Source organism: Streptomyces griseus, from assembly GCF_001715295.1.
GTDB classification, from domain to species: Bacteria; Actinomycetota; Actinomycetes; order Streptomycetales; family Streptomycetaceae; genus Streptomyces; species Streptomyces griseus_G.
Genome location: NZ_MDKB01000003.1, coordinates 160,557 through 182,858, shown reverse-complemented (window position 1 = coordinate 182,858; position 22,302 = coordinate 160,557). Strand labels below are relative to the sequence as shown.

At 73.8% G+C, this 22,302-nt stretch carries 17 protein-coding genes; 4 read left to right on the top strand and 13 right to left on the bottom strand.

Going from position 1 to position 22,302, the window contains the following annotated elements; translation table 11 throughout:
• Positions 1–95 precede the first annotated feature (95 nt).
• From BA175_RS17120 to BA175_RS17110, 3 genes are all read right to left on the bottom strand, one after another.
• Positions 96–2,168 (bottom strand): tetratricopeptide repeat protein, encoded by a 2,073-nt coding sequence (locus tag BA175_RS17120; protein ID WP_069172299.1) that lies wholly within the window; start codon positions 2,166–2,168, stop codon positions 96–98.
• 242 nt (positions 2,169–2,410) lie between these two features.
• A complete protein-coding gene (locus BA175_RS17115; RefSeq protein WP_069172298.1) occupies positions 2,411–3,037 on the bottom strand; it encodes an NUDIX domain-containing protein in 627 nt (208 codons plus the stop codon).
• An 80-nt stretch (positions 3,038–3,117) separates the two neighbouring features.
• Positions 3,118–4,788, bottom strand: a complete 1,671-nt coding sequence (locus BA175_RS17110) for a CTP synthase (protein WP_069172297.1) — start codon at positions 4,786–4,788, stop codon at positions 3,118–3,120.
• Positions 4,789–5,226: 438 nt separating this feature from the next.
• Between BA175_RS17110 and BA175_RS17105 the strand changes: the two genes are divergently transcribed.
• Together BA175_RS17105 and BA175_RS17100 are read left to right on the top strand one after the other, a co-directional pair.
• The gene (locus BA175_RS17105; RefSeq protein ID WP_069172296.1) at positions 5,227–7,029 is read left to right on the top strand and encodes a glycoside hydrolase family 15 protein; all 1,803 of its coding nucleotides are present in this window, start codon (positions 5,227–5,229) and stop codon (positions 7,027–7,029) included.
• Positions 7,030–7,085: 56 nt separating this feature from the next.
• Complete coding sequence (locus BA175_RS17100; protein WP_069172295.1) at positions 7,086–8,711, top strand: PucR family transcriptional regulator; 1,626 nt, start codon at positions 7,086–7,088, stop codon at positions 8,709–8,711.
• 57 nt (positions 8,712–8,768) lie between these two features.
• On the opposite strand, the gene BA175_RS17095 is transcribed toward BA175_RS17100, so the two are convergent.
• From BA175_RS17095 to BA175_RS17075, 5 genes are all read right to left on the bottom strand, one after another.
• Positions 8,769–9,935, bottom strand: a complete 1,167-nt coding sequence (locus BA175_RS17095) for a glycosyltransferase family 4 protein (RefSeq protein WP_069172294.1) — start codon at positions 9,933–9,935, stop codon at positions 8,769–8,771.
• Positions 9,936–10,736: 801 nt separating this feature from the next.
• Complete coding sequence (gene recN, locus BA175_RS17090; RefSeq protein ID WP_069172293.1) at positions 10,737–12,500, bottom strand: DNA repair protein RecN; 1,764 nt, start codon at positions 12,498–12,500, stop codon at positions 10,737–10,739.
• 74 nt (positions 12,501–12,574) lie between these two features.
• Positions 12,575–13,498: an NAD kinase gene (locus tag BA175_RS17085; RefSeq protein WP_069172292.1), complete on the bottom strand. Its 924-nt coding sequence runs from the start codon at positions 13,496–13,498 to the stop codon at positions 12,575–12,577.
• The gene (locus BA175_RS17080; RefSeq protein ID WP_069172291.1) at positions 13,495–14,310 is read right to left on the bottom strand and encodes a TlyA family RNA methyltransferase; all 816 of its coding nucleotides are present in this window, start codon (positions 14,308–14,310) and stop codon (positions 13,495–13,497) included. Before BA175_RS17080 ends, BA175_RS17085 begins: the two co-directional genes overlap by 4 nt.
• Positions 14,311–14,317: 7 nt before the next feature.
• The gene (locus BA175_RS17075; protein WP_069172290.1) at positions 14,318–14,629 is read right to left on the bottom strand and encodes a hypothetical protein; all 312 of its coding nucleotides are present in this window, start codon (positions 14,627–14,629) and stop codon (positions 14,318–14,320) included.
• A 42-nt stretch (positions 14,630–14,671) separates the two neighbouring features.
• Between BA175_RS17075 and BA175_RS17070 the strand changes: the two genes are divergently transcribed.
• Positions 14,672–15,019 carry an SCP2 sterol-binding domain-containing protein gene (locus BA175_RS17070; protein ID WP_069173080.1) on the top strand — a complete coding sequence of 116 codons (348 nt, stop codon included), beginning with the start codon at positions 14,672–14,674 and terminating at the stop codon, positions 15,017–15,019.
• Between the two features lie 12 nt (positions 15,020–15,031).
• Here BA175_RS17070 and BA175_RS17065 read toward each other — a convergent pair whose 3' ends face one another.
• The 4 genes from BA175_RS17065 to BA175_RS17050 form a co-directional block, all read right to left on the bottom strand.
• A complete protein-coding gene (locus BA175_RS17065; RefSeq protein ID WP_069172289.1) occupies positions 15,032–15,829 on the bottom strand; it encodes an ABC transporter ATP-binding protein in 798 nt (265 codons plus the stop codon).
• A gap of 74 nt (positions 15,830–15,903) precedes the next feature.
• The gene (locus BA175_RS17060) at positions 15,904–16,962 is read right to left on the bottom strand and encodes a FecCD family ABC transporter permease (RefSeq protein ID WP_069172288.1); all 1,059 of its coding nucleotides are present in this window, start codon (positions 16,960–16,962) and stop codon (positions 15,904–15,906) included.
• The gene (locus BA175_RS17055) at positions 16,959–18,020 is read right to left on the bottom strand and encodes a FecCD family ABC transporter permease (protein WP_438947337.1); all 1,062 of its coding nucleotides are present in this window, start codon (positions 18,018–18,020) and stop codon (positions 16,959–16,961) included. The genes BA175_RS17060 and BA175_RS17055 overlap by 4 nt, the downstream gene beginning before the upstream one ends.
• A 498-nt stretch (positions 18,021–18,518) precedes the next feature.
• On the bottom strand, positions 18,519–19,547 hold the full coding sequence (locus BA175_RS17050) for an HAD hydrolase-like protein (RefSeq protein ID WP_069172287.1): 1,029 nt from the start codon (positions 19,545–19,547) through the stop codon (positions 18,519–18,521).
• A 70-nt stretch (positions 19,548–19,617) separates the two neighbouring features.
• Between BA175_RS17050 and BA175_RS17045 the strand changes: the two genes are divergently transcribed.
• Entirely contained in the window at positions 19,618–20,898 is a 1,281-nt protein-coding gene (locus BA175_RS17045) for a DUF1015 family protein (RefSeq protein WP_069172286.1), read from the top strand.
• A gap of 71 nt (positions 20,899–20,969) precedes the next feature.
• Here BA175_RS17045 and BA175_RS32135 read toward each other — a convergent pair whose 3' ends face one another.
• Entirely contained in the window at positions 20,970–21,776 is an 807-nt protein-coding gene (locus tag BA175_RS32135; protein WP_069172285.1) for a tetratricopeptide repeat protein, read from the bottom strand.
• Between the last annotated feature and the right edge of the window lie 526 nt (positions 21,777–22,302).

Here is a 22,302-nt window from a genome sequence, read left to right as displayed (position 1 = left end):
ACCGATATGAACCAAGCATAAGGGGAGACACCGCAGGATGGTGCGGCAGAGCCATCATTAATGAAGGACTTCGCGCTGTCCAGCCTTACAAAGCATTAACTTTCAGCGGAAGGACTACGGATTTCGTAGGCCGGGGCCTCGTCTCCCAGCAATCTGTCGGCCGCTGACCTGTGCAGTCCGGCCGCCGCCGGGTCGCCCAGCCGGTCCAGCGTGTCCGCCAGCCTCAGTTCCAGGGCCGCCTGCAGCCGCACCTCACCCGCCCGGCGGGCCAGCTCGACCGCCTCGCGGCAGGTGTGCAGCGACTCCTGCGGCCGGCCCGCGTACTCCTGGACCCGCGCCGCCTCGCTCAGCGCGCGCGCCTGGGCGGGCAGGTCCCCGAGCCGCCGGTACCCCGCCGCCGCGGCCCGCCAGCTCCGCAGGGCTTCGCCGTAGCGCCCGGCGTAGGCGTGCACGGCGCCCAGGCGGCCGTACAGGCGCGCCTCGTCCGCCCGCTCCCCCTGCGCGAGCCGCTGGGCGAGGGCGCGGCCGTACCAGTCGGAGGCCCGGTTGAAGTCGCCCAGCTCCGCGTAGGCACCGCCCACGGATTCCATGGCGCGCCCGGTCGCGTACAGGTCACCGGCCGCGCGCCCGGCGTCGAGGGCCGCCCGGTAGCGGGCCAGCGCCTCCCGGGTCCGGCCGGTCCTGGCGTCGAGGTCGGCGAGGTTCAGCAGAGCCGCGGCCTTCTCCCGGGGCAGTTCGCGACGCTCGGCCACGTCGAGGACCAGCCCGTGCAGTCCGTACAGCTCGGGCGCCGCGTCCTCGGTGCCCCGGTGCGCGGCGAGGGCGCGGACGAGCGCGGCCACCAGCCGGCGGGCCAGGGTGTCCAGGTCACCGTCGCGGACCGCGAGCCGGGCGGAGGCCAGCAGGGCGGGCTGGCGCATGCGCAGCCACTCGGCCGCGGACTCCGGGTGCGGGAAGCGCAGCGAGCGCGGCAGCCCGGCGAGCCTGCGGCGGGCCGGGGAGCCCTCAGGATCGGTGATCGCCCGGCAGGCCTGGAGCTGACGCACGGTCCGCTCCAGCATCCTGGCCCGGGCGAGCTGGATCTCGGCCGGCCGCTCCCGTTCCTCCAGGACCGCCCGCAGCAACGGGGCGAGGCAGCCGGGGACTTCGTACTGGGGCAGCCCCGCGCCGTTGGTCCGCAGCAGCCCGTACGACACGAAGTCGTCCATCGTCGTCCGGGCCGCCGACACGGAGCACCCGGCCAGCGCCGAGGCGGTGTGGGCGTCGGCCAGTCCGGCGGGTGCGAGGGCGAGCAGTCGCAGTATCCGGGCCGAGGCCGCGGGCAGCGTGTCGTGGACCAGGCGGAAGGCGCGGGCCAGCGGCCGGGTGCCGGAGGGCTGTTCCGGGTCGCCGGGGAGCTCGCGCAGCCGCCTGGTGGCATCGGCGACCGACGCGCCCGGACGGGCGGCGAGCCAGCCGGCGACCAGTACCAGGGCGGCCGGCTGGCCCTCGCACTCCTCGGCCAGGGCCTCGGCGGTCCGCGGATCCACGGTGACGCGGACCTGGCCGATGGTGCGGGCGAGCAGCTCGACGGCGGAGCCCGCGTCCATGCCACCCAGGGTGCACGGGCGGACGCCCGGGATCCCGGTGAGCGGCCCGGTCGAGGTGGCGACGACCAGGCAGTCCGGGTTGTCGGGCAGCAGCGGATCGACCTGTTCGGCGTCGGCCGCGTCGTCGAGCAGGATCAGGGCCCGGCGTCCGGCGAAGGCCCGGCGGACCGTTTCGGAGAGCTCGTCCTCGTCCGCGCCGGGTGGGGCGGCGATCGAGAGGAGGTCGAGGAGTCCGCGGGCGGCGCGCTCGGCGGGGACCCGCTCACCGCCGGGCTCGGTGAGTCCGACCCGGTACACGCCGTCGGGGTGGTCGCCCGGTTCGCCGAGCCGGCGGACGAGCTCGGCGGCGAGCGCGGTCCGTCCGGATCCGGGTCGTCCGGCGATCAGCAGGACCCGGGCGCGTGCGGCTTTGCGGCCGGCCAGGGTGTCGAGTCCGGCATGCTCGACGTCCGCCTGAAGGGCTTTCAACTCTCTTCGGCGGCCGAAGAATTGGGGAGGGTTCGCGCCGGACGGTACCTCGGTCCCCGCCGTTCCCGCCGTTCCGGCCGGGCCGCTGGTGTCCACCGCCTGATCGGTCACGAGCCACGCTCCACTTCGCTGCACGCGGTTGCCCGCCGGAACTCCGGTCGGGGCCTTTCGAGCGTAGTTCAGTGGTGCGGACGATCACGGCCGAGCGCGGCTGACGGATCCCTCGATCGGATCAGCATTTCTTACGATCGGACGCCCGGACGGCCCCACGGGGCCGTGGAGAGGCAGACCGGGAAGGGGCGACCCGGGTCGGCGGCCCCCGGAGTCCCGGGCCCACCGGGCGACGGGCCCGGTCAGACCTCGAACGGCCGGGCGGGCCACGGCGCCTGGGCCGGGCGCAGCGAGTCCACCCCGTCGCCCGCGAGTACCGCGGTCAGCGAGAGGACGCCCACCACCAGGCAGTTGTTGTGCAGGTCTCCGGCGAGCACCCCCCGTACGAGCTCCTGCAGGGGCACGCGGGCCAGCTCCATGTCGGCCTCCTCCTCGGCGACCTCGAAGCGCTCCCCTTCCGCCTCGGAGAGGTCGCGGGCGAGGAAGATGCGGACCGCCTCGTCGCAGCCGCCCGGGGTGGGGTAGACGTCGGCCAGCACCCGCCAGTCCTCGGCCTTGACGTGGGCCTCCTCGTACAGCTCGCGCTGGGCGGCGTGCAGCGGGTTCTCGCCGGGGACGTCGAGGAGCCCGGCCGGGATCTCCCACAGCTTGTGACGCACCGGGTGCCGGTACTGCCGCAGGACGAGGACCCTGCCGTCCTCGTCGAGCGCGAGCACGGCGACCGACCCCGGGTGCACCTGGTAGTCGCGGCTGTGGACACTGCCGTCGGGCATCACCACGTCGTCGGTGCGGACGCTGGTCTTGTTGCCGGTGAAGGGGGTCGCCGTCGCGGTGACCTGCCACTCCTCGGGGGTGTCCTGGAAACCCATGTACGTCCTCCCACGAACCGTAAACGACGAACCGGGGCACGCGTCCGGTGAAGGACCCGTACCCCGGTCAACCGTATCGCCTACGCGTCGGTGCCCGTTCCGCGTGCCGCGGCCTGGCGCTCCACGGCGGCCTTCACCAGGCCGGCGAAGAGCGGGTGGGGGCGGGTCGGGCGGGAGCGGAGCTCCGGGTGCGCCTGGGTGGCGACCAGGTAGGGGTGGGTCTCGCGCGGGTACTCGACGTACTCGACGAGCTTGTTGTCCGGGGAGGTGCCCGAGAAGACCAGGCCGGCCTTCTTCTCGAGCTCCGCGCGGTAGGAGTTGTTGACCTCGTAGCGGTGGCGGTGGCGCTCGTCCACATAAGGCTGGCCGTCGTACGCCTCGCGGACCAGGGAGCCCTCCGCGAGCTTGGCCGGGTACAGGCCGAGCCGCATGGTGCCGCCCAGGTCGCCCGCCCCCTCGACGTACGCGAGCTGCTCCTCCATCGTGGAGATGACCGGGTGGCTCGTGGCGGCGTCGAACTCGGTGGAGTTCGCGTCGGGGATCCCGGCGAGGTTGCGCGCGGCCTCGATCACGATGCACTGCAGGCCGAGGCAGAGGCCCAGCAGGGGCACCTTGTTCTCGCGGGCGTACTGGATGGCGCCGACCTTGCCGCCGACACCGCGCTCGCCGAAGCCGCCGGGGATGCACACGGCGTCGACGTCGCCGAGGGCCCGCTGGGCGCCGGCCGGGGTCCTGCAGTCGTCGGAGGCGACCCACTTCACCTTGACGCGGGCCTTGTTCGCGAAGCCGCCGGCCCGGATGGCCTCGGTGACCGAGAGGTAGGCGTCGGGCAGGTCGATGTACTTGCCGACCAGCGCGACGGTGACCTCGTGGTCGGGGTTGTGGACGCGGTCCAGCAGGTCGTCCCAGGTGGTCCAGTCGACGTCGCGGAAGGGCAGGTCGAGCTTGCGCACGACGTAGGCGTCCAGGCCCTCGGTGTGCAGCACCTTGGGGATGTCGTAGATCGACCGGGCGTCCGGGCAGGCCACCACGGCGGTCTCGTCGACGTCGCACATCAGCGAGATCTTGCGCTTGATGGCGGTGGGCACCTCGCGGTCGGCCCGCAGCACGATGGCGTCCGGCTGGATGCCGATGTTGCGCAGCGCCGCGACGGAGTGCTGGGTGGGCTTGGTCTTCAGCTCGCCGGAGGGGCCGATGTACGGCAGCAGCGAGATGTGGACCACGAAGACGTTGTCGCGGCCGACCTCGTGACGGACCTGGCGGACGGTCTCCAGGAACGGCAGCGACTCGATGTCACCGACCGTCCCGCCGACCTCGGTGATGACGACGTCCACGTCGTCGGTCGCCATGCGGCGGATGCGGTGCTTGATCTCGTTGGTGATGTGCGGGATGACCTGGACGGTGTCGCCGAGGTACTCGCCACGCCGCTCCTTGGCGATGACCTGGGAGTAGACCTGGCCGGTCGTGACGTTGGCCGAGCCGTCGAGGTCGACGTCGAGGAAGCGCTCGTAGTGGCCGATGTCCAGGTCGGTCTCGGCACCGTCGTTGGTGACGAACACCTCACCGTGCTGGAAGGGATTCATCGTGCCGGGGTCGACGTTGAGATAAGGGTCGAGCTTCTGCATGGTGACCCGCAGGCCACGTGCCTTGAGCAGGGCACCCAGGCTGGAGGCAGTCAGACCCTTGCCGAGGGAGGAGGCGACACCCCCGGTGACGAAGATGTGCTTGGTCGTCGTGGATGTGGGCTGCATAGCCAAAGGGGGCTCCCGTGGTCGCGATCATGAGGTGCGTGCCGGCGTGCCACTCGGAAGTTCCGGGGTGCCGTCGCTGCGGTTCGGGGGCCTCGTCCGCTCGGGGACGACCACCGGTCCACGGGCTACCAGGGTAACAGCGACGAAGGGGGGCTGCTTCCGGCCACGCTTCGCACACGGCAGGCGCACAGGATCGCCGTACCTCATTCGCGTCCCACCCATTCGCAAGGTGCAGGAGTAGGACAACTGGCGGACAGTCGCGCGGAACCCCCTGGTGCGTCGTATCCTGCTCGGACCTTCGCTGCCGAGTCGGCCGGCCCAGCGGCTCCACCCCAGCCCGCTACACCCGCGCAAGAGCTCGTCGGTTCTACTACAACGACCCCTTGACCAGCAGTAAGAGCCCTTCGGGGCGACATGGCCGTTCGACTGGAGACGCACGTGGCCGGGCGCATCGAGGATTACGCACTCATCGGAGACATGCAGACCGCCGCCCTGGTCTGCCGGGACGGCACAGCTGACTGGCTGTGCCTGCCCCGCTTCGACTCGCATGCCATTTTCGCCGGGCTCCTCGGCACCGAGGAGCATGGTTTCTGGCGGCTTGGACCCGCCCGTCCGGAGGGCGCGGAGCCCCCGGCCGCGGACCGGCGCCGCTACCGCGGGGACTCACTCGTCCTGGAATCGGAGTGGGACACCCCCCGCGGCACCGTCCGCGTGACCGATTTCATGCCGCCGCGTGACGGCGCACCGCAGCTGATCCGCATCGTGGAGGGTGTGAGCGGCCGGGTGCCGATGCGCTCCGAACTGCGGATGCGCTTCAGCTACGGGCGGGTCACCCCCTGGGTGCACAAGGTGGACGGCCGCACGGTCGCCGTCGCGGGCCCGGACTCCGTCTGGCTGGACACCCAGGCCGACACCTACGGCCAGAACCTGACGACGTACTCCGACTTCACCGTGGCACCCGGCGACCGGATCGCGTTCACCATCAGCTGGCAGCCCTCGCACCACGAGCCGCCCGCCATGCCGGACCCCGAGGGGTCCCTGGAGGCGACGGAGCACTTCTGGCGCGAGTGGGTCGAGCAGTGCACGTACCACGGGCCCTACCGGGAGGCGGTGGTCCGCTCGCTGATCACCCTGAAGGCGCTCACGTACGCCCCGACCGGCGGCATCGTGGCGGCGCCGACCACCTCCCTGCCGGAGGACATCGGCGGTTCCCGGAACTGGGACTACCGCTACACCTGGCTGCGGGACGCGGCGATCACGCTCTCCTCCCTGCTGCGCACCGGGTACCGCGAGGAGGCCCGCGCCTGGCGCGAGTGGCTGCTGCGGGCCGTCGCGGGAGACCCGGAGAACCTGCAGATCATGTACGGCATCGCGGGCGAGCGTGAGCTCGGCGAGGCGGAGCTGGACTGGCTGCCCGGTTACGAGGGCTCCGGCCCCGTGCGCGTCGGCAACGGCGCGGCGAACCAGCTGCAGCTCGACGTGTACGGCGAGGTCACCGAGGCGCTCCACCTGGCGCACATGACCGGGCTGACCCGCAACGACTACGCGATGGGCCTCCAGCTCAAGCTGATCGAGTACCTGGAGGACCACTGGGAGGAGCCGGACGAGGGCATCTGGGAGGTGCGCGGGCCGCGCCGCCACTTCGTCCACTCCAAGGTGATGGCCTGGGTCGCGGTCGACCGCACCATCAAGCTGATCGAGTCCGGGGACGCCGACGGGCCGCTGGAGCGCTGGCTCCAGCTGCGCGAGGACATCCACCGCGATGTCTGCGAGCGGGGCTACGACAAGGAACGCAACACCTTCACCCAGTCCTACGGGTCGAGGGAACTGGACGCCTCCCTGCTGCTGATCCCGCAGATGGGCTTCCTGCCGCCCGACGACAAGCGCGTCATCGGCACGATCGAGGCGATCCAGCGGGAACTGTCCACGGAGGACGGGTTCGTCCTGCGCTACCCGACCGAGGGCGACGAGGCGGGCGTGGACGGTCTGGAGGGCGACGAGGGCGCGTTCCTGGCCTGCTCGTTCTGGCTGGCGGACGACCTGGCGATGATCGGCCGGGTCGACGAGGCCCGCCAGCTCTTCGAGAAGCTGCTCTCCCTGCGCAACGACCTGGGGCTGCTGGCCGAGGAGTGGGACTCCCGGCTCCAGCGCCAGGTGGGGAACTTCCCGCAGGCCTTCAGCCATGTGCCGCTGATCGACACGGCCCTGCGGCTCACGGCGAGCGGGGCGTATGTCGGCTGATTCCCACGCGTGACCCCGGGCGTGGGCCGGCGAGGACGAGCATGGAACCGCGATCAGTGGAGACAGAAGGCGGGATCACCGTCCGGCGGGCCCTGGAGCTGCCCGGGCTGCGCGGTGGGCTCCCGGAGGTCCTGGCCGGCGCCGACCGGCTGGACCGTACGGTGCGCTGGGTGCACGCCGGTGAGGCGCCGAACATCCCCGCCCTCCTCAAGGGCGGGGAGCTGCTCCTCACCACGGGGCTGACGCTCGGGGCGCGCCCCGCCGAGCAGCGTGCGTTCGTCCGCAGGCTGGCGGAGCGGGGCATCGCCGCCCTGGTCGTCGAGCTGGGTCCGCGCTTCCGCCGGCTGCCTGCGGCGATCGTGGACGCCGCGCGCACGGCGGGGCTGCCGCTCGTCCAGCTGCACCGTGAGGTCCCGTTCGTCGCGGTGACCGAGGAGATCCACACCGAGATCGTCAACGGGCACTACGCCCTGCTCCAGCGGGCTGAGGAGGTGCACCGGCGCTGCACGCGGGCGGTGCTCGACGGCGGCGGCGTCCCGCAGGTACTGGGCATTCTGGCCGATTTCACAGCGAACCCGGTCTTCCTGGAGACCCCGGACGGCCGGCTGCTGTACGCGGCGGGCACCGGCGGCGCGCCGGTCGGCGCCGATCCCCTGCAGGTCTGGGACGGGCTGCGCGGCGGCAGGGAGGACCGTGAGGCACCCCCTGCCGGAGCGGTCCTGGTGGAGGTGCCCGGCGGCGGTCAGGGCGCCGGGTCCGTACGGGCCCGGCTGGTCCTGCTCGCCGTGGCGGGGCCGCTGGTGGCGGTGCACCGGATGGCCGCCGAGCGGGCGGCGGGCATCCTGGCGGTCGTCCTGATGCAGGCACGTCAGGAGGAGGAACTCGCGGCGCGGGGGCGTGGGGACTTCCTGACCGATCTCGCCGAGGGCCGGATCGCGGCGCAGGACGCGCCCGCGCAGGCCAGGGTGCTGGGGTTCAGGCCCGGGACCGATCCGCTGCTGCCGGTGGTGATGCGGCTGACCCCCGGCTCGGCGCCGGCGGGCAGCTGGGCGCTGCTGGCACGGGCCGTCACGGAGGAGCTGTCGGCGATGGGGGTGCCCGCGCTGCTCGGGGTACGGCCCGTGGAGGGCCGGATCCCCCTGCTGCTGGCACTGCGCCCGGGAACCGGTCGCACCGCGATCGCCGACCGGGTGGCGGCGGTGCTGAGGGCCGGGGTGGAGCGGGCGGGCCTGGAGCGGGCGGGGGACCGTACGCCGGTCGTCGTGGTCGGGGACGCGGGCGGCTGGGCGGCGGCGGGCGCGGGTCTGCGGCACGCTGCGGAGGCTGCCACGGCGGCGCCGGAGCTCGGCGACGAGCCCTGGTTCGACGCGCGGGGCCTCGACATCGACCTGCTGCTGTGGCGGCTGCGGGACGACCCCGGCCTCGCGTCGTTCGTGGACCGGGCGATCGGGCCGCTGCGCGAGCACGACCGGACTTCGCGTCCCCCGCTGCTGCCCACGCTGGAGGCGTACCTCGCCCATGCCGGCCGCAAGGCGGAGGCCGCGCGTGACCTGCATCTGAACCGGCAGACGCTCTACAACCGGCTGGCCCGCATCGGGGATCTGCTCGCCGCCGACCTGGACGACCCCGAGACCGTACTGGCGCTGAGCCTGGCCCTGCGGGCCCGCCGCCACACGCCCTGAGGCGCACCGCTCCCCCTGGGCGGGACGCGGCGGCCGGCTCCCGGCGCGGCGGGGTCCTCACGTACGCGGCGGCGCCGACGGCTGGGCCAGTTCGTCGTACACGGACAGCACATGGGCGATCACGTCGTCCTCGGTCGGCCAGCCGGCGGCCTGCAGCCGTCCCGCTTCGGCGAGGCGTTCACGCCGGCCCGCGTCGCCGAGGAGCCCGGTCACCGCGCCGGCCAGGGCCTCCGCGTCACCGTAGGGCACCCACGCCGCCGCCCCGCCGACGAGATCGGACAGGCCCTCGGAGGCGGCGGCCACCAGGGGGACGCCGAGCCGCAGCGCCTCGTGCGCCAGGACCGGCCGGTGTTCTCCTCGGCCGGGCAGCACCGCCAGGTCGGCGGCGGCGAGGATCTCGCCGAGTCCCTCGCGGCCGGCCGGCACGACGGTCGGCCCCTCGTCACCGATCCGGCGGCGCAGGGCCGCGGTCGGACGGTCCCGCTCAACGACGACCAGCAGAGGTACCGGGTCGAGCGCCCGCCAGGCGCGGGCGGCGTCCAGCAGCGTGTCGTGGCCGTGGTGAGGCGTCGAGCCCGCCACCGACACCAGCAACGGCCTGCCGATCGCGCCGAGTTCGGCGCGCACCTTGCCGTCGTCGCGCCCCGGGTGCTCCGGGGCGGTCGCCTCGCCGGTCCCGGTGTCGCGGCCGGTCGTCCCGTCCTTCGCCGCCTCCCCGGCGGCGCGGGCGAAGCCGCTCGCGGGAACGGCGGGGCGGGCGAGCCTGGCGTCCCTGGCTCCCCGGCGGCGGGCCCGGTCGACCAGTTCCGTCGACGTACCGAGCACAACGGCCGCCGCACGGGCGGCTCTTCGCTCCAGAAGGCGCAGCAACCGGCCGCGGGCGCCCTCCGCCGTGGCCCGGTGGTGCCAGGTGACGACCAGCGGCGTACTACGGCCGCTCAGTGCTATCCCGGCACGGACGGCGGCGTGCAGACCGTGCGCGTGGACCACGTCCGCGTCGGCGCAGGCGGCGCGCAGGGCGGCCACGGCCACCGGATCACTGCGCCGGGGCACGGCGGCGAAGCGGGCCCCGGTGGAGGGGAAGCCGTGGGCCCGGTCCGCGCCGGGCGGTGCGCAGACCGTGACCCGCACCCCCCGGGCGACCAGTCCCGCCGCCAGGGAGGTGACGTATGCGCTGCTCCCGGCACCGCCGCCCAGGACTTGGACCGTACGCAGCTCTGACACGTTGGATGGCTCCCGGGGCTCCCGAGTCGGCGGAATGTACAGCGCCAAGGATGCCAGCCCGTACGCACGTTCAGGCACCGGAGAAACGTTGCTCCCCTCGGCGTGGCGACAGCCGGACGACCCACCCCACCCGTGCGAGTGACCCTGGAGAGCGGAGTTGACGCGTGGTCATCCCCGCCCTCGCCCGGCCGGCCGTCTCCCGCGTCCCCGGACCGCAGCCGCCCGCGCCCGGCAGGCGTCTCCGGGACGTCGCGCCGTCCGCCCGGTGGGCAGGGCGTACGGCGTCAACGGCCGCGCGCCGCACGGCGGATACCCGTGCGCCTGTCAGGCGTGAGCTGACGGTCCGGCCGGGGCGGGCCCGGCGAGAGGCCCGCGCGGCGCGCGGCGGCCGGCACGGTAGGGACGGCGTGGTGCGCAGGTGCCGTCCACCCGGCGACGCCTCGCACGCACACGCACCGGTGACGGGGATCGCCCGGAAGTACCGGCTCCCGGGCGATCCCGGCCTCGCGCCCGCACGAACCGGAGCACAACGCCGGGACACGCGGACCGGGACCGCGCCCCCGCCTCGCGCGCGCACGAACCGGACGCCGCCGGTCCCGCCCTCCGGGCGGCCGGCGCTCCTTCCGAGGCGCGTCCGAGGGGGCTGTCCCGTGCTCCCCGGCGGGCGCACGACGACGGCTACGACACCTCGCGGCGTTGCCGGAACGGCGGACACATCCCGTCCGCGGACGGGATGTGTCCGCCGTGCGGGGCACCGCGGCGGACGCCGCGCGCCGATCCGCCACGGTGACGGGACGGACCTCAGCCGCCCGCCCGCGCGGTCGCCAGGAGTTCCTCGGCGTGCGCCCGGGCCGTCTCCGAGTCCTCCTGACCCGCCAGCATCCGGGACAGCTCCCGCACCCGGTCCTCGCCCTCCAGGACCGTGACACCGCTCCTGGTGACCGAGCCGTCCACGGTCTTCTCGACCAGGAGCTGCCGGTCGGCGAAGGCGGCCACCTGGGGCAGGTGGGTGACCACCACGACCTGCGCGGACCGGGCGAGCTTCGCCAGCCGCCGGCCGACCTCGACGGCGGCCTTTCCCCCGACACCCGCGTCCACCTCGTCGAAGAGGTAGGTCGGCACGGGGTCGGAGCCCGCGAAGACGACCTCGACGGCGAGCATCACCCGGGAGAGCTCACCCCCGGACGCGCCCTTGGCGATGGGCCTGGGCTGGGCACCGGGGTGGGGAGCCAGCAGCAGTTCGACCTCGTCGGCCCCGGACGGCCCGTAGACCACGCTGCGGCCCCCGATGTCGATCCCGGACGCCTCGTCCGCCGCCTCGGTCTGCCGGACGGCGAAGGAGACCCGGGCGTGCGGCATCGCGAGGGAGGACAGTTCCCCCGTCACCGCCTCGGCGAAGCGTGCCGCCGCCTCCGTCCGCGCGTCGGTCAGCGCCTGCCCGAGCCCGGACAGCTCGGCGCGCAGCGCGTCGCGTTCCGCGGTCAGCTCACCGATCCGGTCGTCGTCGCCCTCCAGCTCGGTCAGCCGGGCGGCGCCCTCGCGGGCCCAGGCGAGTACGGCCGCGGTGCTGTGACCGTCCAGGCCGTCCTGGCCGTACTTGCGGATGAGCGCCGTGAGCGCGGCACGCCGCTCCTCGACGGCGGCCAGCCGCAACGGGTCGGCGTCCAGCTGGTCGGCGTACCCGGCGAGCTCTCCGGCCACGTCGGCGAGGAGGATGGAGATCTCACCGATCCGGTCGGCGAGCGCGGCCAGCGCCGGGTCGTGGGCCCGGACCGCGTCCAGGGACCGCCCGGCGGCGGCGACCACCGTGGTGGCGTCCACGCCCTCCGGGTCCTCCGGGTCGCCCGCGAGCGCGCTGTGCGCCAGGGCGGCGGCGGAGGCGAGGGCCTCGGCGTGGCCGAGCCGTTCCGCCTCGGCGGCGAGGTCGGCGTCCTCCCCGGCCAGCGGTTCCACCGCGGCGATCTCGTCGAGGCCGAAGCGCAGCAGGTCCGCCTCCTGGGCCCGTTCCCTGGCCCGGGTGGTCAGTTCCTCGAGCTCGGCGCTGACCGCGCGCAGCCGCCGGTAGGCCGCCGTGTAGGCGGTGTGCGGGACGGTGACGCCGTCGCCCGCGTACCGGTCGAGTGCCTGCCGCTGCCGCGCGGGCTTGAGCAGCCCCTGCTGGTCGGTCTGGCCGTGGACGGCGACGAGCTCGTCGGCTAGTTCGGCGAGCACCCCGACGGGCACGGACCGGCCGCCGAGGTGGGCCCGGGAGCGCCCTTCCGCCGAAACGGTACGGCTGACGAGCAGCGCGCCGTCCTCGATCTCGCCACCGGCCTCCTCGGCGCGCACCGCCGCCGCGTCACCCGGGGAGACCGTGATCCGCCCCTCGACGACCGCGGCCTTGGCACCGACCCGCACCAGGGCGGGGTCGGCACGTCCGCCGAGCAGCAGACCCAGACTGGTGACGACCATGGTCTTGCCCGCGCCGGTCTCACCCGTCACCGCGGTGAAACCGGGTGACAGCTCCACCACCGCGTCGTCGATGACTCCGAGCGACCGTATCCGCATCTCCTCCAACACGGACATGACCTTACGAGGTCCGGGCCCCGGCGCGCTAACGGCCTGCCCGGCGACACGGAGCTCTCCCGTCACGGCGCGGATCAGTGCGGAGCGCCCCGCCAGCCCTGGACGGGCAGGGCGAACTTGGCGACCAGACGGTCGGTGAACGAGGCGTGGTGAAGCCGGGCCAGCCGTACGGGCACGGCTCCGCGCCGCACCTCGACCCTGGCTCCGGCCGGCAGCTCGACGGACCTGCGCCCGTCGCACCACAGCACCCCGTGCGGGGTGTGCGGCTGCACCTCCACGGCCAGCACGGACGTGGGCGAGGTCACGAGCGGCTTGGCGAACAGCGCGTGGGCGCTGATGGGAACCATGAGCAGGGCCTCGACCTCGGGCCAGACGACGGGCCCGCCCGCGGAGAAGGCGTACGCGGTCGAACCGGTCGGGGTGGCGCAGACGATCCCGTCGCAGCCGAACCCGGTCACCGGCCGGCCGTCGATCTCCAGGACCACCTCCAGCATCCGCTCGGGCGACACCTTCTGCACGGCGGCCTCGTTGAGGGCCCAGTCGGCGTGCACGATGTCGCCGTTGCTGCGGACGACGACGTCGAGCGTCATCCGCTCCTCGACCTCGTAGGCGCGGGTGACGACCCGGTTGACTACCTTGTCCAGGTCGTCGCGCTCGGCCTCGGCGAGGAAGCCCACGCGGCCCAGGTTGACGCCGAGCATCGGGACGCCGGAGGCACGGGAGATCTCGGCACCCCGCAGCAGCGTCCCGTCCCCGCCCAGCACGATCAGGAGTTCGCAGCCGTCCAGGACCGCCGGGGTGGCGTCCGTGACCGTGTGCACGGACGGCGGCAGCGGGAGGTCGGCCGCCTCCGCGGCCAGCACCCGCACACCCAGACCGTGCGCCAGCAGGCCCTGGACGACGAGTTCGGCGCTGCGGATGGCCGCCGGCCGGCCGGTGTGCGCCAGCAGGAAGACGGTGCGTTCCGCGTTTCCGGGTTGTGCCGCATGCGTCGTCAACGAGGCCCCTCCGCCACTGCACGGTCGACATCCGCGGGATCCAGCTCAGGTGCTCCGGCCCGCAGCCACAGAAAATACTCGACGTTTCCGGAGGGGCCGGGCAACGGGCTCGCCGTGACCCCCCGCACACCGAGGCCCAGCAGACCCGCCCGGCGCGCCACCTCCCGTACGGCCTCCGCCCGCAGCTCGGGGCTGCGCACCACACCGCCGCTGCCCAGGCGCTCCTTGCCCACCTCGAACTGCGGCTTGACCATGAGGACCAGGTCCGCGTCGGGGGCGGCGCAGCGCGCGAGGGCGGGCAGCACCAGGCCGAGCGGGATGAACGACAGGTCGCCGACCACGAGGTCCACCGGCTCTCCGTCGATCTGCTCGAGCGTCAACTCGCGCACGTTCGTACGGTCCTTGACGGTGACCCGTTCGTCGGACTGCAACGACCAGGCGAGCTGCCCGTAGCCGACGTCGACGGCGAGGACATGGGCGGCTCCGGCCCGCAGCAGCACGTCGGTGAAGCCCCCCGTCGACGCCCCGGCGTCCAGCGCCCGCCGTCCCTCCACCTTCAGCCCGAGGGGGCCGAAGGCGGCCAGGGCGCCCGCGAGTTTGTGCCCGCCGCGCGAGACGTACTCGGGGTCGCTGTCGTCCTCGAGGACGACGACGGCCGCACTCGTCTCGACCTGGGTGGCGGGCTTGGCCGCGGTGCTGCCGCCGACGGTCACCCGCCCCGCTGCGATCAGCTGGCTGGCGTGCTCGCGCGAGCGGGCCAGCTTGCGGCGTACCAGCTCGGCGTCGAGGCGGCGTCGTGCCACTCCTGCCACGTTCGGTTCAGCTCCTGTGGTCGTGCGCGGGCGTCGGTGCGGGGGCGGGCCGGGTGTCCAGCGCGGTCAGCTCGTCACGCAGCCCACGGTGTACATCCTCGTACACCGCGGTGTGACCGTCCGCCGGGAGGTGGTCGGCATCGGCCAGCCGCTCCAGCCGCGCGTCCACCCCGGCGTGTCCGGTGGGGGTGCGCGGGACGCCGAGGGGGGCGGGCGGGGCGGGTTCGAAGGAAGGGGCGTCCGGGAGGGCGGGCGGCGCGGCCGCGCCCTCCGCGCCGTCCTCCCGCTCCGTGCCCGGTTCCGGCATCCAGTGGCTCATGCGGGAACGCTACCCCGAAGGGCCGGTGTACCGTCGGTGACGATGGCGACCATGGCGGAGTGCCGCAGCGCACTCGACACACTTTCCGGCAACCTGGCGGGCGCCGACGGCGACGTACGCAGCGCCGCTGCGCTCGACCGCTCGTTGAGCTGCCACATCACGGACCTCGACGGCACGTTCGCCGGACGGCTGGCGAACGGCCGGATTCAGGTGCTCGACACCTACGACGGCCCTCCCCGCGAGAAGGCGCAGATCCGGCTCGCGATGACCGGGGACGACCTGGTGGCCATGGTCAACGGCGACCTCCACTTCGCGAAGGCCTGGGGATCGGGGCGGGTCAGGCTGGAGGCGGGCTTCCGCGATCTGCTGAAACTCAGGGCCCTGCTGTGACGGTCCGCCGGCTCACGCGCGGGCCCGCCTCCTGCGGGCGGCGGGGACGACGAGCGGGGTGCCCGTCTCCGGGTCGGCGATGACCTGACAGGGCATGCCGAAGACCCGCTCCACGAGTTCGGCGGTCACGATGTCGCCGGGTGCCCCCTCGGCGATGATCTCGCCCTGGCGCATGGCGATGAGGTGGGTGGCGTAACGGGCGGCGTGGTTCAGGTCGTGCAGTACGGCGACGAGCGTGCGCCCCTGGGTCTCGTGCAGCTCCGCGCAGAGGTCGAGTACGTCGATCTGGTGCTGGATGTCGAGGTACGTCGTCGGCTCGTCGAGGAGCAGCAGCGGGGTCTGCTGGGCGAGGGCCATGGCGATCCAGACTCGCTGGCGCTGCCCGCCGGAGAGCTCGTCGACATAACGGTCGGCGAGCTCTTCGACGCCCGTCGCGGCCATGGACCCGACGACGATCCGCTCGTCCTCGGGCGACCACTGGCGCAGCAGTCCCTGGTGCGGGTACCTGCCGCGCGAGACGAGGTCGGCGACCGTGATGCCGTCGGGGGCCACGGACGACTGGGGCAGCAGACCCAGGGTCCTGGCGACCTTCTTGGCGGGCAGCTGGTGGATGGACCGCCCGTCCAGCAGCACCTCTCCGCTGCTCGGCCTGAGCATCCGGGAGAGCGCGCGCAGCAGGGTCGACTTGCCGCAGGCGTTGGGGCCGACGATCACCGTGAAGGAGTGATCGGGGATCTCGACCGAGAGGTTCTCGGCGATGATCCGCCGGTCGTAGCCCAGGGTCACCGAGTCCGCGGTGAGGCGCTGCATGGTCGTGCTCCCGGTCTCGAAGGGGTTCGTCCGCGCGGTGGCGGGGTCCGATGGGGTCGTCGGGGTACCGGTTCTCATATGCGGCCCGCCCTGCGCTCGGACACCAGCAGCCACAGCAGGTAGCAGCCACCGATCACGCCGGTGACCACGCCAACCGGGAGCTGCCGGTCGCCGAAGGCGTTCAGGGCCGTCCAGTCGGCGACGAGGAGCAGGGCCGCGCCGGTGGCGGCCGACGCGGCCAGGCTGGGCCCCGGCGCACGGGTGAGCCGCCGGGCCACCTGCGGGGCGCTGAGCGACACGAAGACGATGGGACCCGCGGCGGCGGTGGCGACCGCGACGAGCAGCACGGCGCATCCGAGCAGGAGGAGCCGGGTGCGCTCGACCCGTACGCCCAGCGCGTGGGCGGCGTCGTCGCCCATCTCGATCATGCGCAGCGCCCGGCCGTGCCCCAGCACCACGGGCACGAGCACGGCGCAGACCGTGAGCAGGGGCCACACCTGCGCCCAGTCCCGGCCGTCGAGGGAACCGGTCATCCAGACGACGGCGCGGGTGGCGTCGACCAGGTCGGCCTTGGTGATCAGGTAATGAGTGGCGGCGGTGAGCATCGCGGCGGCGCCGATCCCGACGAGGACGAGCCGGTAGCCGTGCACGCCCCGCTTCCAGGCGAGCAGGTGGACGGCGACTCCGGTGAGGATGCCGCCGGCCACGGCTCCCGCGGCGACCTCGGCGGCCCCGCCGCCCAGGAGCACGATCACGACGAGGGCGCCGACCGCGGAGCCCTGGCCGAAGCCGAGCACGTCGGGGCTGCCCAGGGGGTTGCGGGAGAGGCTCTGGAAGACGGCACCCCCCACGCCGAGGGCGGCACCGACGAGAAGGCCGACCAGGACCCGTGGAAGCCGCAGTTCGGTGACGACGAACTCCTGCTGGAACGTTCCGCCGCCGCTGAGCGTGGTGAGCACCTCGCCCGGCGACATGGCGTAGTCGCCGCTGCCGAGGAGCACCACCGCGGCGGCGAGCGCGGCGGCGAGGAGCAGCACGACGGCGAGGAACGCCCGTACGTCGACGCGGAAGGAGTACCCGCCGGTGGTCCGTACGGCACGGACCGTCCTGGTGGCGTCCTGTGCGGCCTTCACAGCTGGACCATCCTCTTGCGTCGTACGAGGTGGATGAAGACGGGTCCGCCGATCAGCGCGGTGACGATGCCGACCTGCAGTTCGGAGGGGCGGGCGATCACCCGGCCGGCCACGTCGGCGCCCAGCAGGAGCACCGGCGCGAGCACGGCGGCGTAGGGCAGGATCCACCGCAGGTCGGGGCCGGTGATGCTGCGCACCAGGTGCGGGATCATCAGCCCGATGAAGACGATCGGCCCGCAGGCGGCGGTCGCGGCCCCGCAGAGCAGGGTGACGGCCACCATGGCGAGGATCCGGGTGCGGGTCAGGTGCGCGCCCAGCGCCCGTGCCGTGTCGTCGCCCATCTCCAGCGCGTTCAGCGGGCGGGCGATGAGGAGGGTCACCAGCACGCCGAGCGCGATGAACGGCCACACCTTGCCGACCGTCCCCATGTCGGCGGAGGCCAGCGACCCGACGGTCCAGAACCGCAGCCGGTCCAGCGCCGCAGCGTCGAGGAGCTGTACGGCGTTGACGTAGCCGAACAGGGCGGCGGTGACCGCCGTGCCCGCGAGGGCCAGCCGGACCGGATTCGCGGACCGGCTGCCGCCGAGGACGTACACCGCGACGGAGACGACCGCCGCACCGCCGAACGCGAACCAGACGTACCCGGTCAGCGAGGTGACACCGAAGAAGCTGATGGCCGAGACGACGGCCGCCGACGCGCCCGCGTTGACCCCCAGCAGCCCGGGTTCGGCGAGCGGGTTACGGGTCAGCGCCTGCATCACCGCACCGGCGAGGCCGAGCGCGGCCCCGACGAGCAGCCCGAGCACCGTACGCGGCACCCGGACGTCCCGGACGAGGACGTCACCGCTGGTCCCCGAGGCGTGGAACAGACCGTGCCAGACCTCGGAGAGCGGCAGGGCCTTCGCCCCTACGGCCACACTCGCGAGGCATACCAGCACCAGCACGCCCACGGCCGCCAGCAGCCCTGCGGCGCGCAGCGTGTGCCGTCCGGCGCGCACGGGTGTCTCCGGCGCGGCTCCGGGGCCGGCGTTCGGTTCGGGGGGACTCTCGACCAACACCGGGTTAGGTTAGCCTATCCTCCCATCGCATGGCCTGCCCGGTACGGAACGTGCGCCCGTGCGCTCCGCCCGGTGGGTAGTCCGGTACGGTCCGTACGCACCGCCAGGTGGGCGGTCTTCCCCAGGGACGGCCATCCCGTGGTCAGGTCCCGGTGCACGGCCGTCCCCCGTGGCCGCACGCCCCCAGCCGGCCACCCCGTGGTCCGGCTACCGGACAGGTGACCTCCCTCGTGGCCCGGCTGGCAGGGACGGGCCCCCGGTGCTCGAGCCGGGCCCGGGCCGGTGCTCGGGACGCCACCGGCCACAGGCCGAGCGCGGCCATCCCGTGGGGAGGCCACCCGTGGACGGCCTTCCTCCTGGTCGCACGTCCGCATCCCCACCGGCGGCCATCCCGTGGTCCGGCTACCGGACAGGTGGCCCCCTCGTGGCCCGGCTACCCGGGGACGGGCCTACCGGGTGCTCGAGCCGGGCTCGGGCCGGTGCTCGGGCCGCGCTCGGTCACAGACCGAGCCTGGCCACCGCCTTCCCCGTGTCGAGGACGCACGAAGCCGCACCCGCAGACGTCCAGGCAGCCCCGCACAGGGCCCGCAGACCGTCCAGTGCGTCGCCGTCGCCCTCCAGCGAGAGCGCGTCGCCCCGTACCGCGGCCGTCCAGCCCCCGCAGTGGAAGGCGCCGTCCCGCTCCGACACCTCCGGCTGTCCGGTGAGCAGACCGCGCAGATCCCGGTCGACGTAGGTCGGCCGGTGTTTCGGCTCGGCCGCGAGCAGTCGCGCCGCGTCGGTCACCCCGGTCAGCACCAGGAGCGAGTCAACGTCCCCGTTGAACGCCCCTTCGATGTCGGTGTCCAGACGGTCCCCGACCACGAGCGGCCGCTCGGCCCCTGTCCGCAGAACCGTTTCGCGGTGCATCGGCGGCAACGGCTTACCGGCCACCTGCGGCTCCGCGCCCGTGGCGATCCGTACGACCTCCACCGCTGCGCCGTTGCCCGGCGCGATGCCCCGGGCCCCCGGGATCGTCAGGTCCGTGTTGGACGCGAACCACACCGCCCCGCCCGTGATCGCGTACGCCGCCTCGGCGAACCGCCCCCACGGCAGGTCGGGCCCCCCGTACCCCTGGGCGACGGCGACCGGGTCGTCCTGCGCCGACTCGACGGGCACCAACCCCCGCTCACGCAGCGCGACGCGCAGCCCCTCCCCGCCGACCACGAGGACCCGCGCCCCCGGCGGCAGCTGATCGGCCATCAACCGGGCGACCGCCTGCGCCGATGTGATCACGTCGGCCGGCTCGGCCGGGATGCCGAGTTCCGTGAGGTGCCCGGCCACCGCGTCGGGGGTGCGCAGGGCGTTGTTGGTCACGTACGCCAGCCGCATGCCGCCCGCGCTCGCGGTGCCCAGCGACTCGACGGCGTGGGCGATCGCATGCCCGCCCGCGTACACCACCCCGTCCAGATCGAGCAGCGCCGTGTCGTACGCCGCGCTCAGCGCCACACCGCTTCCGAGCGGCCGGGACCTGTACTGCTGACTCATATGCCGCGCTCCTCTTTCCATGCCTCTCCCCCGATCATCGCCCATCGCCCGGCGCACATACGATGCACGGATGAACTCACCCGGGCCTGCCGGCGGCCATGGACTGCGGCTGATCCCCTTCCGCGGACTGCGGTACGTCCCCGAAAGGGTCGGCAGTCTGGCCGCCGTGACCTCTCCCCCGTACGACGTCGTCGTACGTCCCGACGGTCTGCACCACCTCGAGTCGGCGGACCCGCACAACATCGTGCGGCTGATCCTCCCCCAGGCGGACAGCGCCGCGGCCCGGCACCGGCAGGCGGCCCGGACCCTGCGGCGCTGGCTCGCGGAAGGCGTCCTCGCCGCCGACCCGGAGCCGGTGCTGTACGTCTACGAGCAGCGGGCCGGCGACGTCCTCCAGCGCGGAGTGATCGGGGCACTGGCGCTCTCTCCCCCGGACGAGGGTGTGGTACTGCCCCACGAGGACGTCATGGCCGACATCGTCGAGGACCGCGCCGCCCTGATGCGTACGGCGGCGGCCCACCTCGAACCGCTGCTCCTGACCTACGCCGGCGACGGCGGGCCGACCGGGGCGACGGCCGTCATCGAACGGGTGGTGGAGCGCCTGCCGCTGCTCGCGACGACCACCGAGGACGGGGTCGCCCACCGCCTCTGGGCGATCACGGACCCCGCGGAACGGGCGGAGGTCCAGGCGGACCTCTCGCGGCACCAGGCGCTGATCGCCGACGGTCATCACCGCTGGGCCACCTATCTCAGGCTGCAGCGGGAACGGTCCGGCCCCGGGCCCTGGGACTTCGGTCTGGTCCTGCTGGTCGACACCGCCCGCTACCCCCTGCAGGTCCGTGCCATCCACCGCCTGCTGCACCGTCTTCCGGTCGCGGAGGCGCTCCGGGCTCTCGAAGGCGCCTTCAGGGTGCGGGCCGTTGAGGGCCCTCTCCCCAGGGCGCTCGACGTCCTCGCGGAGGCCTCGGCCGAGGGTAACGCCTTCCTGCTCGCGGGCGACGGCCGCTTCCATCTCGTCGACCGGCCCGACGCGAACCTCCTGGCCCGAACGGTGCCCGCGGACCGGCCGGCGGCGTGGCGCGCGCTCGACGCCACGGTGCTGCACTCCGTGCTCCTCGACCATGTCTGGCGGATACCGGACGACCCGGACCACATCGCCTACATCCACAGCGCCGAGGCCGCGGTCGAGCAGGCCCAGCGGCGCGGCGCCACCGCGGTCCTGATGCATCCGGTGAGCGAGGACATCGTCCGGGACCTGGCCAGGCAGGGGGTCACCATGCCCCGCAAGTCGACCTCGTTCGGCCCCAAGCCGGCCACGGGCCTCGTCCTGCGCAGCCTCGACACGGACTGACGGGCCGGAACGCAGGAGGGGGCGGCACCCGGCGGGTGCCGCCCCCTCCTGTGCTCGTGGTGCGTCAGCGCTTACGCCTTCGCGGGTCCGTCCACGCCCTCGACGCCATGGTCACCTTCAGCCTCTTCGGCCTCCACGGCGTCATCCGCCTCGTCGGCGTCCTCGGCGCCCTCCGCGTCGGCCTTCTCGCCGGCGCGGTCCTGCGCGTCCGGGCCGTCCGCGGCGGCGGGTACGACGGCGTCCTGCTCGTCGTCGTCCTCACCGAGGGCGTCGACGAACTCGACACCGTCGAGCGCGGCGAGGCGGTCGGACGCGTCGGTCGCTCCGTCCTTGTCGGCCTCCATGGCCTTCGCGAACCACTCGCGGGCCTCGTCCTCGCGCCCGGCCTCCAGCAGGGCGTCCGCATAGGCGTACCGCAGACGCGGCGTCCAGGAGTGGACTGCGCTGGAGGCGAGCTCGGGGCTCTGCAGCGTGACGATGGCGGCGTCGATCTGCCCCATGTCCCTGCGGGCCCCGGCGGCCACCAGACGCATCTCGACCTGGCCCGCCTTGTCCAGCTTCTGCACCTCGGGCTCACCGGCCATCGCCATGGCCCGCTCGGGGCGCCCGAGCCCACGCTCGCAGTCCGCCATGACGGGCCACAGGTCGACGGACCCGGTCATCCTGCGGGAGGCCCGGAACTCGGCCAGCGCCTCCGCGTACTTCTGCGTGGCGTACGCGGCGAAGCCGGCGGCCTCACGCACCGCGGCGACGCGCGAAGCCAGGCGCAGGGCGATGCGCGAGTACGCGTACGCCTGCTCGGGGTCCTCGTCGATCAGGCGGGCCACCATGACGAGGTTCCGTGCGACGTCCTCGGCAAGCGTCTTCGGCAGGCTCATGAGCTCCTGGCGGACGTCCTTGTCGATCTCGTCGCCGGTGACGTCGTCGGGAATGGGCAGTCGCTTGATCGGCTCACGGTCGCGGTCGTCACGCCCCTGGTAGCCACCTCGGTCGTCCCGGCCACGGTAACCCCCGCGGTCGTTGCCCCGGTCGTTGTCACGGCGCGGGCCGCGGTCGTCGCGGCGGAAGCCGCCGGCGCGGTCGTCGTCGCGGCGCGGGCCACGGGGACGGTCGTCACGGCGCTCGAAGCCACCGCCCGGACGCCCACCCCGGTCATCACGCTGCTGACCACCGCGGTACCCACCCCGGTCATCCTCACGACGCGGCGCACGATCGTCACGACGGGGGGCGCGGTCGTCACGACGGAAGGTGCTCGGCCGCTCATCGTCCCGGCGCGGGCCACGGTCGCGGTCGTCGCGGCGGAAACCACCACCGGTGCTGCCACCCCGGCTGTCGTCACGCCGGAAACCGCCACCGGTGCTGCCACCGCGGTCGTCGTCGCGGCGCGGGCCACGATCACGGTCG